The sequence below is a fragment of the Streptomyces sp. NPDC017246 genome (genome assembly GCF_044331325.1).
In the GTDB taxonomy this organism is placed as follows: Bacteria; Actinomycetota; Actinomycetes; order Streptomycetales; family Streptomycetaceae; genus Streptomyces.
In genome coordinates, this window is record NZ_JBIRMW010000007.1 from 180,738 (window position 1) to 196,519 (window position 15,782).

General features: G+C 73.0%; 17 protein-coding genes and 1 pseudogene. 9 read left to right on the top strand and 9 right to left on the bottom strand.

Annotated features, from left to right (window positions below):
• Positions 1–63: 63 nt before the first annotated feature.
• A pseudogene (locus ACH4MY_RS18355) lies at positions 64–282 on the bottom strand (glyoxalase/bleomycin resistance/dioxygenase family protein); the annotation flags it as partial.
• Between ACH4MY_RS18355 and ACH4MY_RS18360 the strand changes: the two are divergent.
• From ACH4MY_RS18360 to ACH4MY_RS18375, 4 genes are read left to right on the top strand one after another with little or no spacing between them, the layout of a single operon-like run.
• On the top strand, positions 243–587 hold the full coding sequence (locus ACH4MY_RS18360) for an ArsR/SmtB family transcription factor (protein WP_398004190.1): 345 nt from the start codon (positions 243–245) through the stop codon (positions 585–587). The pseudogene ACH4MY_RS18355 and the gene ACH4MY_RS18360 overlap by 40 nt on opposite strands.
• Entirely contained in the window at positions 584–1,363 is a 780-nt protein-coding gene (locus ACH4MY_RS18365) for an aquaporin (RefSeq protein WP_398004192.1), read from the top strand. The genes ACH4MY_RS18360 and ACH4MY_RS18365 overlap by 4 nt, the downstream gene beginning before the upstream one ends.
• A complete protein-coding gene (locus ACH4MY_RS18370) occupies positions 1,360–1,788 on the top strand; it encodes an arsenate reductase ArsC (RefSeq protein ID WP_398004194.1) in 429 nt (142 codons plus the stop codon). Before ACH4MY_RS18365 ends, ACH4MY_RS18370 begins: the two co-directional genes overlap by 4 nt.
• Before the next feature lie 14 nt (positions 1,789–1,802).
• Positions 1,803–2,363 carry a GNAT family N-acetyltransferase gene (locus tag ACH4MY_RS18375; RefSeq protein ID WP_398004196.1) on the top strand — a complete coding sequence of 187 codons (561 nt, stop codon included), beginning with the start codon at positions 1,803–1,805 and terminating at the stop codon, positions 2,361–2,363.
• 46 nt (positions 2,364–2,409) lie between these two features.
• On the opposite strand, the gene ACH4MY_RS18380 is transcribed toward ACH4MY_RS18375, so the two are convergent.
• The gene (locus ACH4MY_RS18380; protein ID WP_398004198.1) at positions 2,410–3,105 is read right to left on the bottom strand and encodes a TetR/AcrR family transcriptional regulator; all 696 of its coding nucleotides are present in this window, start codon (positions 3,103–3,105) and stop codon (positions 2,410–2,412) included.
• Positions 3,106–3,266: 161 nt separating this feature from the next.
• Here ACH4MY_RS18380 and ACH4MY_RS18385 point away from each other — a divergent pair, with 161 nt between their 5' ends.
• Positions 3,267–3,770, top strand: coding sequence for a nitroreductase family deazaflavin-dependent oxidoreductase (locus ACH4MY_RS18385; RefSeq protein ID WP_398004200.1), 504 nt, complete (start codon positions 3,267–3,269; stop codon positions 3,768–3,770).
• Positions 3,771–3,849: 79 nt separating this feature from the next.
• On the opposite strand, the gene ACH4MY_RS18390 is transcribed toward ACH4MY_RS18385, so the two are convergent.
• Positions 3,850–5,202: a geranylgeranyl reductase family protein gene (locus tag ACH4MY_RS18390; RefSeq protein ID WP_398004626.1), complete on the bottom strand. Its 1,353-nt coding sequence runs from the start codon at positions 5,200–5,202 to the stop codon at positions 3,850–3,852.
• Positions 5,203–5,673: 471 nt separating this feature from the next.
• On the opposite strand from ACH4MY_RS18390, the gene ACH4MY_RS18395 reads away from it, so the two are divergent.
• Positions 5,674–7,038, top strand: a complete 1,365-nt coding sequence (locus ACH4MY_RS18395) for a dipeptidase (RefSeq protein ID WP_398004202.1) — start codon at positions 5,674–5,676, stop codon at positions 7,036–7,038.
• A 103-nt stretch (positions 7,039–7,141) separates the two neighbouring features.
• Positions 7,142–7,822 carry an MBL fold metallo-hydrolase gene (locus ACH4MY_RS18400; protein WP_398004204.1) on the top strand — a complete coding sequence of 227 codons (681 nt, stop codon included), beginning with the start codon at positions 7,142–7,144 and terminating at the stop codon, positions 7,820–7,822.
• Positions 7,823–7,897: 75 nt separating this feature from the next.
• Here ACH4MY_RS18400 and ACH4MY_RS18405 read toward each other — a convergent pair whose 3' ends face one another.
• Complete coding sequence (locus ACH4MY_RS18405; RefSeq protein ID WP_398004206.1) at positions 7,898–8,932, bottom strand: NUDIX domain-containing protein; 1,035 nt, start codon at positions 8,930–8,932, stop codon at positions 7,898–7,900.
• Between the two features lie 137 nt (positions 8,933–9,069).
• Here ACH4MY_RS18405 and ACH4MY_RS18410 point away from each other — a divergent pair, with 137 nt between their 5' ends.
• Positions 9,070–9,252, top strand: a complete 183-nt coding sequence (locus tag ACH4MY_RS18410; protein WP_327160675.1) for a hypothetical protein — start codon at positions 9,070–9,072, stop codon at positions 9,250–9,252.
• Positions 9,253–9,391: 139 nt separating this feature from the next.
• Here the strand turns inward: ACH4MY_RS18410 and ACH4MY_RS18415 are convergent, their stop codons facing one another.
• A complete protein-coding gene (locus ACH4MY_RS18415; RefSeq protein WP_398004208.1) occupies positions 9,392–10,375 on the bottom strand; it encodes an ROK family protein in 984 nt (327 codons plus the stop codon).
• A 203-nt stretch (positions 10,376–10,578) separates the two neighbouring features.
• Between ACH4MY_RS18415 and ACH4MY_RS18420 the strand changes: the two genes are divergently transcribed.
• Complete coding sequence (locus ACH4MY_RS18420; RefSeq protein WP_398004210.1) at positions 10,579–11,613, top strand: LacI family DNA-binding transcriptional regulator; 1,035 nt, start codon at positions 10,579–10,581, stop codon at positions 11,611–11,613.
• Positions 11,614–11,748: 135 nt separating this feature from the next.
• Here ACH4MY_RS18420 and ACH4MY_RS18425 read toward each other — a convergent pair whose 3' ends face one another.
• From ACH4MY_RS18425 to ACH4MY_RS18440, 4 genes are all read right to left on the bottom strand, one after another.
• Positions 11,749–13,038 carry a DUF6986 family protein gene (locus ACH4MY_RS18425; RefSeq protein WP_398004212.1) on the bottom strand — a complete coding sequence of 430 codons (1,290 nt, stop codon included), beginning with the start codon at positions 13,036–13,038 and terminating at the stop codon, positions 11,749–11,751.
• Between the two features lie 167 nt (positions 13,039–13,205).
• Positions 13,206–14,168: an electron transfer flavoprotein subunit alpha/FixB family protein gene (locus ACH4MY_RS18430; RefSeq protein WP_398004214.1), complete on the bottom strand. Its 963-nt coding sequence runs from the start codon at positions 14,166–14,168 to the stop codon at positions 13,206–13,208.
• An 86-nt stretch (positions 14,169–14,254) separates the two neighbouring features.
• A complete protein-coding gene (locus ACH4MY_RS18435; protein WP_398004216.1) occupies positions 14,255–15,040 on the bottom strand; it encodes an electron transfer flavoprotein subunit beta/FixA family protein in 786 nt (261 codons plus the stop codon).
• 199 nt (positions 15,041–15,239) lie between these two features.
• A complete protein-coding gene (locus tag ACH4MY_RS18440; RefSeq protein WP_398004218.1) occupies positions 15,240–15,764 on the bottom strand; it encodes a flavin reductase family protein in 525 nt (174 codons plus the stop codon).
• Positions 15,765–15,782: the final 18 nt, after the last annotated feature.

The window sequence follows — 15,782 nt, forward strand, 5'->3', positions numbered from 1 at the left end:
CCCGACGGGGTGGTCACCCGTACTCCCGGCGGAGTAGACGGGGCGGTGGCGGTGCCGTTGCCTCTAGGCCGAGGGGACGCAGCAGGCCTCCGGTGCGTCGGTGGCCTTGTCGAGGGTGTCGGCGTCGGCCTTGACCACGTAGACCTCCCACGGCTCCTTGCCCGGGCCGTGGACCCAGACCTTGTCCTGGAGGGCGTAGCAGCACGAGGTGTCGCTCTCCGGGCGGGTGGCGAGACCGGCCCGTGCCAGCCGGTCGGTGGCGGCGGCCACGTCCTCGGAGGACCGCGACCGGTCTGGCGAAGGCGTTCAAAGCCCTGTCGGACCCGGTCCGGCTGCGTCTCCTCTCGCTGATCGCCTCCCACGAGGGCGGTGAGGCCTGCGTCTGCGATCTCACCGGGCCGTTCGACGTGTCCCAGCCGACCATCTCGCACCATCTGAAGGTGCTCAGGGAGGCCGGCCTGGTCGGCTCGGAGCGGCGCGGGACCTGGGTCTACTACTGGGTGATGCCCACCGCCCTGACGCGACTCTCCTCCCTGCTCCAAGCCCCGGGCGGGGCGACGGGCGAGCCCGCCGGCACCCCCCGGTGACCGCTACGACCCCGCTCGGGCGTCGCGCGGCGGCCGAGTTCGTCGGGACCGGCGCCCTGGTCGCGATCGTCGTCGGCTCCGGTGTCCAGGCCACCCGGCTCAGCCAGGACGTCGGCGTGCAGCTCCTGGCCAACTCCCTCGCGACCGTGTTCGGCCTCGGCGTCCTCATCGCCCTGCTCGGGCCCGTCTCGGGCGCCCACTTCAATCCGGTCGTCACACTGGCGACCTGGGCGGCCGGCCGCCGGTCAGGCGACGGCCCGCCCGCACGCGAGATCGCCGCCTACCTGCCGGCCCAGGCCGCCGGGGCGATCTGCGGCGCGGTCCTCGCCGACGCGATGTTCGCCGAACCGCTCGTCCGCTGGTCCGGCCACGACCGGTCCGCGCCTCAGCTGTGGCTGGGCGAGACCGTCGCCACCGCCGGCCTGATCCTGCTGGTCCTCGGCCTGTCCCGGTCCGGGCGCGCGCACATCGCCCCGGTCGCGGTCGCCTCGTACATCGGCTCCGCCTACTGGTTCACCTCGTCCACCGGCTTCGCCAACCCGGCCGTCACGGCCGGCCGGGCGTTCACCGACACCTTCGCCGGCGTCTCCCCCGGGTCGGTTCCGATGTTCGTCCTCGCGCAGGCGGGCGGACTGGCCGCGGGGCTCGCTCTGTACGTCCTGCTCTTCGGCCGCCCCGGCGCCGTACCCGCCGCCTTCGCCCCGGGCCCCCCGGCCGTCCCGGAACCGGTACCCGCGACGCCCCCACGCCCCCGTGAAGGAAGTACCCACCCATGAGTGCTCCGCCGATCCCCTCCACCCCGTCCGTGCTGTTCGTCTGCGTGCACAACGCCGGACGGTCCCAGATGGCCGCCGCGTTCCTCACCCACCTCGGCCGCGACCGCGTCCAGGTGCGCTCGGCGGGATCCGCGCCTGCGGACGCGGTGAACCCCGCCGCCGTCGAAGCCCTCCGGGAGGTCGGGATCGACATCTCGGCCGAGACCCCGAAGGTGCTCACCGTAGAGGCGGTGCGGGAATCGGATGTCGTGATCACCATGGGGTGCGGGGACGCCTGCCCGTACTTCCCGGGCAAGCGGTACCTGGACTGGCGACTCGACGACCCCGCGGGCCAGGGTGTCGCCGCCGTCCGGCCGATCCGCGACCGGATCGAGCACCTCGTACGCGAACTGCTCGGCGAGCTCGGCGTCGAGGTGACGGGATGAACGCGAGGGATGACATGACCGGGAGTGATGGCACGGCCGGGACGGACGGCGCGATCGGGACGGACGGCACCGCCGGGGCGGACACGGTGCGCCTCGCTCCCCTGTCGCCCGTGCACGCCGAAGCGGTGCTGGAGATCTATCGACTCGGCATCGAGGGCGGCGACGCCACGTTCGAGACGAGTCCGCCCACCTGGGAGGCGTTCGACAGCGGCCGGGCCCGGCGGCACCGGCTGGTCGCGCTCGACGGGGACGGCCGGGTCCTGGGCTGGGCGGCCGCCACTCCGGTCTCCGACCGTTGTGCGTACGCGGGCGTCGTCGAGCACTCCGTCTACGTCCATCCCGACGCCCGGGGCCGGGGCATCGGCCTGGCGCTCCTCGACGGCCTGCTCGCGTCCACCGACGCCGCCGGGATCTGGACGGTCCAGTCGGGCATCTTCCCGGAGAACACCGCCAGCCTCGCCCTCCACGCGAAGGCGGGCTTCCGTGTCGTCGGCACGCGGGAACGCCTCGGGCGCCACCGGGGCGCCTGGCGCGACGTGGTCCTCGTCGAACGCCGCAGCCCCGCCGTCGACTGACGCGCGCCGGGACGGCCGACGATCCCGATGCCTGCCGCGCGCGGTCTCAGCCGCGCGGCAGCAGGCCCACGTCCTGGCCGAGCCTGCGGGCGGCGGCCGTGAAGAACGCGTCGCGGTCCTCGACGATGTTGTGGAAGTGCCCGAACACCTCGAAGGAGACGAGGCCGAACAGCTGCGACCAGGCCGCCACGAGCGTGACCGCGAGGGCAGGGGGCAGGTCCGGCGCGAGGTCGGCGGCCAGCCGGGCGGCTTCGGGACGGAGCCCTTCCGGGAGCGGGGGGAGGGCGACGCCCTCGCCGGTGTGCGCACCGCGCACGGTCTCGATGAGGACGAGGCCGACACGGGAGGCGGGGCCGATGGTGTCCTGCGGGGCCGTGTAACCGGGCACCGGGGAGCCGTAGATCAGGGCGTACTCGTGCGGGTGGGCGACGGCCCAGGCGCGGACCGCCCGGCAGACGGCGGTCCAGCGCTCCAGCGGGCTCTGTTCGGCGGCCTCGGCGGCGGCCTGTTCGGCGGCGGCGCCGACGGCGTCGTAGGCGTCGACGATCAGGGCCGTGAGGAGGTCGTCGCGGCTCGGGAAGTAGCGGTAGAGCGCGGAGGACACCATGCCGAGCTCGCGGGCCACGGCCCGCAGGGACAGCTTGGAAGCCCCTTCGGCGGCGAGCTGGGTGCGGGCCTCGTCCTTGATGGCGGCGGTGATCTCGATACGGGCGCGGGCGCGGGCTCCTCGAACGGTCGTCATGGAGAGCAGTGTGCCACTTTTAGAGCGGCGATACGAAACGAGAGCACCGCTCTTGCTTGAGAGCGGCGATTCGTGCACACTGATCTCAAGCGAGAGCAGTGCTCACACATTGCTCCGGTGGTCAGCAGTCACCCGTCGATTCACTTCCGCAGGAGGAACCCATGTCCGCCCAGCCCACCGGCTCGAACGGCTCCACCCCCGCCGCACACGTCATGAAGCCCGGCTGGCTCACGGTGAACGTCCTCAACCGCACGGTCGCCTGGATGACCCGCCGGGGCATCAGCGTCTGGGGCTCCCGCGTACTCGCCGTCCGCGGCCGCAAGAGCGGTGAGTGGCGCCGCACCCCCGTCAACCTCCTGACGCTGGACGGCAGCCGTTACCTCGTGGCCCCCCGCGGCCACGTCCAGTGGACCCACAACATGCGGGCCGCCGGCGGCGGGCAGCTGATCCTCGGCAAGCACGTGCAGGAGTTCACCGTCGTCGAGGTGGCCGACGACGACAAGCCCGCGCTGCTGCGCGCCTACCTCAAGCGCTGGAAGGCCGAGGTCGGTGTCTTCTTCGGCGGTGTCGGCCCCGACTCCTCCGACGCGGAGCTGCGCGCCATCGCCCCGAAGCACCCGGTCTTCCGCGTCACGCCGACGGGCCCCACCACTCCGGCCGCATGAACCGGCCGGAGCGGCGGAGCCCGTCCGCCGCACTCACCTCACGCACGCCGAGACGTGCGACGAGGCCTGTCTCGATCGGTCAGACGACTTCCGGAGCGTCCGGCGTCTCGGAAGCCGCGGAGGTCGCGGAGGTCGCGGAGGTCGCGGAAGCCTCAAGGGACTTCGTCCCCTCGGTCTCCGCCCCCTCGGGCTTCGAGCCCTCGTCCTGCGGCGCCGAGCGTTCCCGCTGCCCGACCCCCCGGCCCGCCGGGCCGACACCCGTCGAGGTGTCCATCCGCCGGTCCAGGATCTCCAGCGCGCGGCGGGCCATGCCGTTCGAGCGGACCATGCCGCCGAGCGTCGCCGATCCCCGGGTGATGTCCGCGAACGCGTTCCACGCCGGCCGCAGCCCCGTGAGCGTCGCGTGCAGCAGCCCCGGCCGCCGCTCGAAGACGGCGAGCATCCGGCGGCCGACGGCCATCTCGACACCGAGCCCGGCCTTGATCGCGAAGGCGTAGTTCAGGGCCTGGCGCCGCGCGTCGACCGCGTCGTTGGCCTCGGCGACCCGTACCGCCCACTCGCCCGCCAGCCGGCCGGAGCGGAGCGCGTACGAGATGCCCTCACGCGTCCAGGGCTCCAGGAGTCCGGCCGCGTCACCGCAGACGAGGACCCGGCCGCGGGAGAGCGGCGAGTCGTCCGTGCGGCAGCGCGTCAGATGGCCGGAGGAGATCGTGGGCTCGAAGCCGGCGAGGCCGAGCCGGGCGACGAAGTCCTCCATGTACCGCTTGGTGGCGGCGCCCTCGCCGCGCGCCGAGATGACGCCGACGGTCAGGGTGTCGCCCTTCGGGAAGACCCACCCGTAACTTCCGGGCATCGGGCCCCAGTCGATGAGGACCCGGCCCTTCCAGTCCTCGGCCACGGACGGCGGCACGGGGATCTCCGCCTCGAGCCCCAGGTCGACCTGACCGAGCTTCACCCCGACGTGAGCGCCTATCCGGCTGGCACTGCCGTCGGCGCCGACGACCGCGCGGGCCAGGACGGTCTCGCCGTCGGCGAGGACCACGGCGACGGTCCGCCGGTCCGGGACCGCCGGGCCGTGCTGCTCCACCCGGCTCACCGTGGCTCCGGTCCGCAGCTCGGCGCCGGCCTTCTGCGCGTGCTCGACGAGCTGCGCGTCGAACTCCGGGCGGTTGATGAGCCCGAAGAGCATCTTGCGTGAGCGGCGGGTGCGGGCGAAGCGTCCGTCCAGGGAGAAGGTGACGGCGTGCACCCGGTCCTGGAGGGGCAGTTCGAAGCCGGGCGGCAGACAGTCGCGGGAGGGGCCGATGATGCCGCCGCCGCAGGTCTTGTACCGGGGCAGCTCGGACTTCTCCAGCAGCAGTACCCGACGTCCGGCCACTGCGGCCGCGTAGGCCGCGGACGCGCCGGCCGGGCCCGCGCCGACGACCACCACGTCCCAGACCTCGGCCGACGGATCCGGCTCGGCCGACCGGTCCGGCTCGACCGACGGGTCCGCTTCTGCCGACGGCTCCGGCTGGGCCGACGACTCCGGCCCGGCCGACGGATCCGCCTCGGCCGGAGCGGTCGTCTCGTTCGACGCGCCGCCTTCCGTGCCTCGTTCGGCCGCCGGCTCCGTGACCTCGTCCGACACTGCGGCCGGGCCCGCGTCCGTCGCCGCCTCCACACCGATGCCCTCAGGAGCCGCGCCTTCGGGCGCGGTGTTCTCCGGACCGGCGTTCTCTGCGTGCTCGCTGCTCACGATGTGCTTCTGCTCCTGATCCGACCGGTGGTCTGCTCCTGACGCATCCTACGGCGCGGTAGCCGACGGCCTGCGCCGTAGGATCGGCGGTGCGTTCGCCGTACCACGACATACTCCGAACGCACTCCTCACGTCGTAAACGTCGCACCCATCAGGAGCGTGCCCATGACCTCGAATCCGATCGCCGAGACCGTCCGGTCCCTGATGCCCCGGGCCAAGGCCGAGCTCACGGAGCTGGTGGCCTTCGAGTCGGTGGCGGACGAGACCGTGGCGCCCCGCAGCGAGTGCGAGGCGGCGGCCAACTGGGTCGCGGACGCCCTGCGTGCCGAGGACTTCCAGGATGTGGCGCTGCTCGACACCCCGGACGGATCGCAGGCGGTGTACGGCATCCTGCCCGGCCCGGCCGGCGCGCCGACCGTTCTTCTCTACGCCCACTACGACGTGCAGCCGAAGCTCGACGAGTCCGCCTGGCTCACCCCGCCGTTCGAACTGACGGAGCGGAACGGGCGCTGGTATGGGCGCGGCACGGCCGACTGCAAGGGCGGGTTCGTCCTGCACCTGCTCGCGCTGCGCGCCCTCAAGGCGAACGGCGGCGTCCCGGTGACGGTCAAGGTGATCGTCGAGGGTTCGGAGGAGCAGGGCACCGGCGGTCTGGAGCGGTACGCCGAGCAGCACCCCGAGCTGCTCGCCTCGGACGCGATCGTGATCGGTGACGCGGGCAACTTCCGGGTGGGGCTGCCGACGGTGACCGCGACCCTGCGCGGCATGACGATGATCCGGGTGCGGATCGACACCCTGGAGGGCAACCTGCACTCCGGCCAGTTCGGCGGCGCCGCGCCGGACGCGCTGGCCGCGCTGATCCGCGTACTGGACTCGCTGCGGGGCCCCGACGGTTCGACCGTCATCGACGGGCTGCCGGGCGACGAGGTCTGGGACGGCCTGCAGTACCCCGAGGAGAACTTCCGCCAGGACGCCAAGGTCCTCGCGGGCGTGGACCTGCCGGGTGCCGGTACGGTCGCCGACCGGATCTGGGCGCGCCCCGCCGTCACCGTCGTCGGCATCGACTGCCACCCGGTGGCCGGGGCGACCCCGTCGATCCCGTCGTCGGCCCGCGCCCAGGTCAGCCTGCGGGTGCCGCCGGGCCAGAACGCGGCCGAGGCGACGAAGCTGCTCTTCGCGCACATCGAGAAGCACACCCCGTGGAACGCCCGGGTGTCCCTGGAGCAGGTCGGCCAGGGCCAGGCGTTCCAGGCGGACACGTCGAGCCCGGCGTACGCGTCGATGGCCGAGGCGATGCGCGTCGCGTACCCCGGTCAGGAGATGCAGACGGCCGGCATGGGCGGTTCGATCCCGCTGTGCAACACGCTGGCCGAGCTGTACCCGGAGGCGGAGATCCTGCTGATCGGTCTGAGCGAGCCGGAGGCGCAGATCCACGCGCCCAACGAGTCCGTGTCGCCCGAGGAGCTGGAGCGTCTCTCGGTGGCCGAGGCGCACTTCCTGCTCAACTACGCCCACTCCAAGAAGGTCTGACGCGGGCACGGATCCTGACGGGCTGACACGTTTCGCGTTGGGCGAAGCTCGCCGAGAGCGTAGAAGCATACGGCGGACCTGCGGGGATGCGTAGGTTCGCCGTATGGAACTCACCCGGATCACCCCGCGCCTACACCTCCTCGACTACTCCATCGGCCAGGCCTATCTCTGGCAGGACGAGGAGGAACTGACCCTGGTCGACGCCGGCTGGGCCGGTACGGCGACGGAGACGGCGAAGGCGATACGCGCGGCCGGCCTGGACCCGGACCGGCTGCGCCGGATCGTGCTGACGCACTGTCACAGGGACCACGTGGGCGCCGCGCAGGAGCTCGCGGACCGGCACGGCGCCGAGATCCTCGCGCACCGGCTCGACGCGCCGGTGATCCGGGGCGAGGCTCCGGTCCCCGAACCCGATCTCCTGGACTGGGAGCTCCCGCTGTTCGAGCACGGGCTGACCGTGCCGGACGCACCGCCGACCCGAGTGGACCGCGAGGTCGAGGACGGCGAGGAGCTCGGCTTCGGCGACGGCGCGGTCGTGATCCACACGCCGGGGCACACGCCCGGCTCGATCGCCGTCCACCTCCCCCGCCACGGCGTGCTGTTCACCGGGGACACGGTGGCGACGGTCCAGGACGTGACGTTCGGCGTGTTCCATGTCGACCGCGCGCTCGCCATGGAGTCGATGCGGGGCCTCGCGAAGCTGGCACCGTCGGTGCTGTGCTGCGGCCACGGCGCTCCGGTGACCGAGGACACGGCGGACCGCCTCACCGCCGCGGTGGCGTAGCCCCCGGCCTTCGCGGTGCGCCCCGGTCGACGACGATCCCACCGGGGCGTTGCGCCCCTGCCCCCGGGTGCGCCGTCAGCCGACCGGGACTCCCGCCTCCAGGTTGAGCACCGTGCCGCGCTCGCGGGCGCGCAGCGCCCAGCGGAGGCGGCGGTAGCGGACCGGGGGCAGAAGCTCCTCGGCCTCCGCCTCGGTGACGAAGCGCCAGTCGCGGAGTTCGGCGCCGGGGAGGTGGAGCCGTGCGGTGTCGTCGGGGCCGAGCGTGCCGCCGTCGAAGAGGAGGCGCAGTCCTCCGTAGCCGGGGGGCCGGGGCCGTTCCCAGTCGACGAGCAGGAGGCGGGGTACGGCGTCGAGTTCGAGGCCTATCTCCTCGGCCACCTCGCGCATGCCGGCGCGGGCCGGGGGTTCGCCGGACTCGACGACGCCGCCGGGGAACTCCCAGCCGGGCTTGTACGTGGGGTCGACGAGCAGGAAGCGGTCCTGTTCGTCGAAGAGGAGGACGCCGGCGGCGAGGGTCTCACCGGTCGGTTCGGGGGTCTGGACGATGCCGCAGGGGGCGGCGAGTCCGGTGAGGACCGCGTCGGCGACGGACCGGGCGGCCTCGGGGACGGTGAGCGACGAGGTGTCGACGACGTGGGCGTCGGCGGCGAGCCAGTCGAGGGCGGCGCGGTAGGGCCCGACATGCTGGTGGCACCACTCCCGGACGCGGGCGTCGACCTCGGGATCGCCGTACTCCGCGCGGGCGTCGATCCGCTGACGCAGGATCGTTTCCTCCGGGGCGAGCAGGACATGGCGCACGTCGATACGGCGGGCGGCGAGCCCACCGAAGATCTCGTCCCGGTACTCCTGGCGCAGCAGGGTCATGGGAACCACCAGGACACCGCCGACCTCGGCGAGCAGGGCGGCCGCGGTGTCGACCACCAGACGCCGCCAGATCGGCAGGTCCTGGTAGTCCTCGACCTCGGCGAGCCGCTTGGCCGGCAGGAGGCGGCGCAGCCCCCCGCCGGTGACCTCGGGGTCGTACAGCGTGCTGTTCGGGATCAGATCGACCAGCTCGCGCGCGGTACTGGACTTCCCCGCGCCGAACGTCCCGTTGATCCAGACGATCACGATTCCCCCTCTTCGACGGCCCCCTGTGGCTTGCCCGCAACACCCTGCCACGAAAACCACGAACACATGTCCGGGCCTGTGCGTGACACTTCCGCGCTGCCGTCGTTGAGAACGGCAAGCACGAGGGGGTGCGGAGAATGAGTCGTAGGGTTCTCGAGCGTTTTCCGGCCGGCGGCCCGCGGGGCAGCTGGCCGGCGGAGGAGTTCGCCGGTGCGCGGCGCGACGAGGGGGTGCCGGCCAGGGTCGTGATGGACCTGGAGTCCGACGCGTTCCTGGTGATCGTGGAGCAGCGGACGGCCGAGCGGGTACGGGAGGAATGAGGGACGGCTGCGGGATCGGACGCCGGGGCCACGGGCCGGCCTACGGGCCTACGGGCCTACGGGCCAGACTGCCGGGCCGCACACTTCGCGTGCCGGGCCCAGGCGCGGGGGCGTGGACTCCGGCCGCCGACCCGCGGGGTCAGGACGCCGGGCCCGCCCACGCTGCCGCGCCGTTCGCGCGCGATGCCGCCGCGGCCGCGCCGAGGAGGCCCGCGTCGGTGCCCGTCAGAGCCGGGACGACCGTCAGGTTCCGGACGAAGGAGAGCGTGGCGTACGTGCCGAGGCTGCGCCGGAGCGGGGCGAAGAGGATCTCGCCCGCGCCCGCGACCCCGCCGCCGACGACCGCGATGTCGATCTCGACGAGGGCGGCCGTCGTGGCGATGCCCGCCGCGAGCGCCTGGGCGGCCCGCTCGAAGGACGCCACGGCGACCGGGTCCCCCGCGTGGGCCGCGGCGGCCACCGCGGCGGCGGAGAGGTCGCCGTCGGGCCCCGGGCGCCAGCCGTTCGCCAGGGCGCGGCGGGCGAGGTGCGGGCCGCTGGCGATGCCCTCGACGCACCCGCGGCCGCCGCAGGCGCAGGGCTCGCCGTCCATGTCCACCACGATGTGGCCGATGTGACCGGCGTTGCCCGTGGGGCCGGCGTGGACCCGGCCGCCGAGGACGAGACCGCCGCCGACGCCCGTGGAGACGACGAGGCACAGGGCGTTGTCGTGGCCCCGGGCGGCTCCGAGCCAGTGCTCGGCGGCCGTCATGGCGACGCCGTCGCCCACCAGGGTGACGGGCCGTCCGCCCGTCGCGCGGTGGACCCGTTCGACGAGCGGGTAGTCGCGCCAGCCGGGCACGTTGACCGGGCTGACGGTCCCCCGGTACGCGTCGACGGGGCCCGCGCTGCCGATCCCGACGGCCCCCGCGGCCTCCCACAGGGGCGAGGCGGCGAGGTCCGTGAGGACGTCCTCGACCGCGCGCATCACCGTCTCGCCGTCCTCGCGCGCGGGCGTGGGCCGCTGCGAGCGGACGCGGATGCGGCCCTCGTCGTCGACCAGGGCACCGGCGATCTTGGTGCCGCCGATGTCGAGAGCGATGACGAGACCGTCGGCGGGGCCCGTGGCGGGGTCGGTCTGCATGAGCGCGGGGTCTCCAGTCGGCGACGGGCGGACGGAACGGTGTTCCGTACAGTCTCCCCTGCCGTGACAACGTTGTCCAGGCCCTATGCTTCGGGCAGGGGGTCCATCCGACACCCCACTGAACGACCTGCCGGACCGCCGGACACACCGAGCACCGAGCACCGAGCACCGAGCACCGAGCACCGACGGAGGAATCGCACACCGTGGCCGAGATCGCCCGCCGCCCCGAACACCGTTACGGCAACCGGCCCACGATGAAGGACGTCGCCGCACGCGCCGGCGTCGGCCTGAAGACGGTGTCACGGGTCGTGAACGGCGAGCCGGGCGTCACCCCGGACACCGAGCGCCGGGTCCAGGAGGCCATCGAGATCCTCGGTTTCCGCCGCAACGACAGCGCGCGGGTGCTGCGCAAGGGCAGGACCGCGACGGTCGGACTCGTCCTGGAGGATCTCGCCGACCCGTTCTACGGGCCGCTCAGCCGGGCGATCGAGGAGGTCGCGCGGGCGCACGGCGCCCTCCTCATCAACGGCTCGAGCGCCGAGGACCCGGACCGGGAGCAGGAGCTGGCGCTCGCGCTGTGCGCGCGCCGGGTCGACGGCCTGATCGTCATCCCCGCCGGGGACGACCACCGCTATCTGGAGCCGGAGATCCGGGCGGGCGTCGCCACGGTCTTCGTCGACCGTCCCGCCGGGCTCATCGACGCCGACGCCGTCCTCTCCGACAGCTTCGGAGGGGCCCGCGACGGAGTGGCGCATCTGATCGCCCACGGCCACCGCCGCATCGGCTTCATCGGCGACCGTCCCCGGATCCACACCGCGTCCGAGCGGCTGCGCGGCTATCGCGCGGCGATGGAGGACGCGGGCCTGCCGGTCCAGGACGCCTGGGTGTCGCCGGGTTCCACGAATCCGGAGCGGGTGAGGGCGGCCGTACGGGAGATGCTGGCCGCGCCGGAGCCCGTGACGGCGCTGTTCGCGGGGAACAACCGGGTCATGGTCACGGTGGTCCGCGCCCTCGCCGAGCACTCGAGGCCGGTCGCCCTGGTCGGCTTCGACGACATCGAACTGGCCGATCTGCTCGGCGTCACGGTCATCGCGCAGGATGCCGCCGCGCTCGGCCGAACGGCGGCGGAGCGGCTGTTCCGGCGCCTCGACGGGGCCGACGGGGCGCCGGAACGAGTGGTCCTCGGCACCACGCTCCTCACCCGCGGATCGGGCGAGATCCCGCCGCCGGCAGCCTGAGCGAAGGCCGTCCCGGGCCGCCGGATCCCGGATCCCGGATCAACAAGCGTTCCGGGCCGCCGACGAGGCGACCCGGAACGGTGTGGCGACTGCTCGGCGAGCCTCGGCGAGCCGAAAGTCCTCCCTGCTGCTCCGCTACTCCGCCGAAGCCGTGAGGTCGCCGCGTCGCGGGGCCGCGAAGCGGTCGAGGGCGGCGCGGTTCATGCCGGTGAGCGCGTCGACCTCGGCGGTGTCGAGGGCCCCGCAGTCGATGCCGCGCAGCAGGTAGGAGCTGAGCGCCTTGGCGGTGGCGGGCTCGTCCATGACGTCGCCGCCCGCGTGGTTGGCGTAGGCGGAGAGGCGCTTGGCGGCGGCCTCGAAGCCCTCCCGGTAGAAGGCGAAGACGGCGGCGTACCGGGTCGGGATGTGGCCCGGGTGCATGTCCCAGCCCTGGTAGTAGGCGCGGGAGAGGGCGCGGCGGGTGAGGCCGTAGTGCAGGCGCCAGGCCTCGTGGACGTGCTCGGTGGTGCCGACGGGGAGAATGTTGGTGGAGCCGTCGGAGACCCGTACGCCCGTGCCCGCGGCGGCGACCTGCATGATCGCCTTGGCGTGGTCGGCGGCCGGGTGGTCGCTCGCCTGGTAGGCGGCGGAGACGCCGAGGCAGGCGCTGTAGTCGAAGGTGCCGTAGTGCAGTCCGGTGGCGCGGCCCTCGGCGGCGCCGATCATGCGGGCGACGGCGGCGGTGCCGTCGGTGGCGAGGATGGACTGGCTGGTCTCGATCTGGATCTCGAAGCCGAGGCGGCCGGCGTCGAGGCCGTGGGCCTTCTCGAAGGCCTCCAGGAGGCGGACGAAGGCGGTGACCTGCTCGGGGTAGGTCACCTTGGGGAGGGTGAGGACGAGCCCCTCGGGGAGGCCGCCGTTCTCCAGGAGGCCGGTGAGGAAGACGTCGGTGGTGCGGATGCCCCGGTCGCGTACGGCGGACTCCATGCACTTCATCCGGATGCCCATGTACGGGGCGGCGGTGCCGTCGCGGTACGCCTCCGCGATGAGCCGGGCGGCGCGGGCGGCGTCCTGGTCCTCGTCGGCTCCGGCGTAGCCGTCCTCGAAGTCGACGCGGAGGTCCTCGACGGGCTCCCGCCGCAGCTTGGCGACCACGCGGCCGTAGACGTCCTCGGCGAGGTCGTCGGAGAGGCCGAGGACGGCGGCGAAGGAGTGGGCGTCGGGGGCGTGCTCGTCGAGGGCGGCGAGTGCCTGGTCGCCCCAGGAGCGGATCGTTCCGGCGTCGAAGACGTTCCCGGGGACGTAGACGGTGTGGACGGGCTGGCGGGTGCCGGGGTCTCCCGGGTAGCGGCGGTCCAGCTCGGCGTCCACCTCTGCGAGGGAGGCGCTGATGCCCTCGCTGACCGTGCCCGCGAGGCTCGTCGACACCTTCTCCTGCTGACCCATCCCACATCCTCCTGTTTTCCGCTTCACGGAATCAACAATCCGTATAGCGAAGTTAGTAGTCCGTCGGGACCCACGTCAATGGGTGTCCGAAACGGCCGGGGGCCGCGCGGTGATGATCACCACGCGGCCCCCGGACCGTACAGAATCGCAGGTCAAGCCTACCGAGCTCAGCCCTTGCGGGACTTGACCTCTTCGGTCAGCTGCGGGACGACGTCGAAGAGGTCGCCCACGACGCCGTAGTCGACGAGGTCGAAGATCGGCGCCTCCGCGTCCTTGTTGATCGCGACGATCGTCTTCGAGGTCTGCATGCCCGCGCGGTGCTGGATCGCGCCGGAGATGCCGGAGGCGATGTACAGCTGCGGCGAGACCGACTTGCCGGTCTGGCCGACCTGGTTGGAGTGCGGGTACCAGCCGGCGTCCACCGCGGCACGCGAGGCGCCGACGGCCGCACCGAGCGAGTCGGCGAGCGCCTCGATGATCGCGAAGTTCTCGGCACCGTTGACGCCGCGGCCGCCGGAGACCACGATCGCGGCCTCGGTCAGCTCCGGGCGGCCGGTGGACTCGCGCGGGGTACGGGCGGTCACCTTGGTGCCGGTGGCCAGCGCGCCGAAGGAGACCGTGAGGGCCTCGACGGCGCCGGCGGCCGGGGCGGCCTCGACGGGAGCCGAGTTCGGCTTGACCGTGATGACCGGAGTGCCCTTGGAGACACGGGACTTGGTGGTGAAGGAGGCGGCGAACGCGGACTGCGTCGCGACCGGGCCCTCGTCACCGGCCTCCAGGTCCACGGCGTCGGTGATGATGCCGGAGCCGATGCGGACCGCGAGGCGGGCCGCGATCTCCTTGCCCTCGGCGGAGGACGGGACGAGCACGGCGGCCGGGGAGACGGCCTCGTACGCGGCCTGGAGCGCGTCGACCTTGGGGACGACGAGGTACTCGGTGAACTCGGGGGCGTCGGCCGTCAGGACCTTCACCGCGCCGTGCTCGGCGAGGACGGCCGCGGTGTCGGCGGCGCCGTTGCCCAGCGCGACGGCGACCGGCTCGCCGATGCGGCGGGCGAGGGTCAGCAGCTCCAGGGTGGGCTTGCGGACGGCTCCGTCGACGTGGTCGACGTAGACGAGAATCTCAGCCATGGGACTTCAATCTCCTGCAAACGAAAGGGGCGGTCTGAGGGGCTCGCGCGAGCCTCGGACGCGTGTCCGGCCCGCGAGGCCGAGCTCTAGATGAACTTCTGGCCCGCGAGGAACTCGGCGAGCTGCTTGCCGCCCTCGCCCTCGTCCTTGACGATCGTGCCGGCGGTGCGCGCCGGGCGCTCGGCGGCGGAGTCGACGGCCGTCCAGGCGCCGGCGAGGCCGACCTCGTCCGCGTCGATGTCCAGGTCGTCCAGCTCCAGGGACTCCACCGGCTTCTTCTTGGCGGCCATGATGCCCTTGAAGGAGGGGTAGCGCGCCTCGCCCGACTGGTCGGTCACGGACACGACCGCCGGGAGGGAGGCCTCAAGCCGCTCGGAGGCGGTGTCGCCGTCGCGACGGCCGGTCACCTTGCCGTCCTCGATCTTCACCTCGGAGAGCAGCGTGACCTGCGGGACGCCCAGACGCTCGGCGAGGATCGCCGGGAGGACACCCATGGTGCCGTCGGTGGAGGCCATACCGGCGATGACGACGTCGTAGCCGGTCTTCTCGATCGCCTTGGCGAGCACCAGCGAGGTGCCCATGACGTCGGTGCCGTGCAGGTCGTCGTCCTCGACGTGGACGGCCTTGTCGGCGCCCATGGAGAGCGCCTTGCGCAGCGCGTCCTTGGCGTCCTCGGGGCCGACCGTCAGCACGGTGACCTCGGCGTCGTCCGCCTCTTCGGCGATCTGCAGTGCCTGCTCGACGGCGTACTCGTCGAGCTCCGACAGCAGACCGTCGACGTCGTCGCGGTCGACCGTCAGGTCGTCCGCGAACTTGCGGTCTCCGGTCGCGTCGGGCACGTACTTCACACAGACAACGATCCTCAAGCTCACGCCGGCTCTCCTACTGCATCGTCATAACTGGGCTGCCTTGTTGCTCGCAGCATAGGCGCCTGAAGGGCGGGTTTCCGGTCGGGGCGCCGGACGCCCCGACCGAAATATTACTCGCCAGTACACCCAGTCTGTTACAAGTAAGCAAGCGCTCAGCGATGTGATCTGCCCAACGCCCGGAGAGCGGCGCGCGCGGGAACTCTCAGTCGCGCAGCGCGTTGAAGCGGCCGTGGTGGTAGAGGAGCGGCCGGCCCACCCCGTCGGGATCCCCGGCGACCGCCTGCGCGATCACGATCCGGTGGTCCCCGGCGGGCACACGGGCCACCACACGGCAGACCAGCCAGGCGAGTACGCCGTCGAGCACCGGCACGCCCTCGGGGCCCACACTCCAGCGGGTCCCCTCGCCGAAGCGGTCGGCGCCGCTCCGCGCGAAGGTGGCGGCCAGGTCCTGCTGGTGTTCCCCGAGTATGTGGACGCCGATGTGCTCGGCCTCGGCCAGCACGGGCCAGCTGGAGGAGGAGGTGCCCACCCCGAAGGAGATCAGCGGGGGCTCGGCGGCGACCGAGTTCAGCGAGGTCGCGGTGAAGCCGACGGGGCGCTCGCCGTGGGCGGTGACGACCGCGACACCGGCCGCGTGCCGGCGGAAGACTGAGCGGAGCAGATCGGGAGAGGCCTGGCGGGGTGCGCCGATCGTGGGAACGGCACGGAGCTCGGGCGAAACCGTCATGGAGTTGTCCTTCGGCGA

Coding starts and splice junctions, on each gene's coding strand:
- ACH4MY_RS18370 (WP_398004194.1), top strand. CDS start 1,360: ATGAGTGCTCCGCCGATCCCCTCCACCCCGTCCGTGCTGTTCGTCTGC.
- ACH4MY_RS18375 (WP_398004196.1), top strand. CDS start 1,803: ATGACCGGGAGTGATGGCACGGCCGGGACGGACGGCGCGATCGGGACG.
- ACH4MY_RS18380 (WP_398004198.1), bottom strand. CDS start 3,105: ATGACGACCGTTCGAGGAGCCCGCGCCCGCGCCCGTATCGAGATCACC.
- ACH4MY_RS18385 (WP_398004200.1), top strand. CDS start 3,267: ATGTCCGCCCAGCCCACCGGCTCGAACGGCTCCACCCCCGCCGCACAC.
- ACH4MY_RS18395 (WP_398004202.1), top strand. CDS start 5,674: ATGACCTCGAATCCGATCGCCGAGACCGTCCGGTCCCTGATGCCCCGG.
- ACH4MY_RS18400 (WP_398004204.1), top strand. CDS start 7,142: ATGGAACTCACCCGGATCACCCCGCGCCTACACCTCCTCGACTACTCC.
- ACH4MY_RS18410 (WP_327160675.1), top strand. CDS start 9,070: ATGAGTCGTAGGGTTCTCGAGCGTTTTCCGGCCGGCGGCCCGCGGGGC.
- ACH4MY_RS18415 (WP_398004208.1), bottom strand. CDS start 10,375: ATGCAGACCGACCCCGCCACGGGCCCCGCCGACGGTCTCGTCATCGCT.
- ACH4MY_RS18425 (WP_398004212.1), bottom strand. CDS start 13,038: ATGGGTCAGCAGGAGAAGGTGTCGACGAGCCTCGCGGGCACGGTCAGC.
- ACH4MY_RS18430 (WP_398004214.1), bottom strand. CDS start 14,168: ATGGCTGAGATTCTCGTCTACGTCGACCACGTCGACGGAGCCGTCCGC.
- ACH4MY_RS18440 (WP_398004218.1), bottom strand. CDS start 15,764: ATGACGGTTTCGCCCGAGCTCCGTGCCGTTCCCACGATCGGCGCACCC.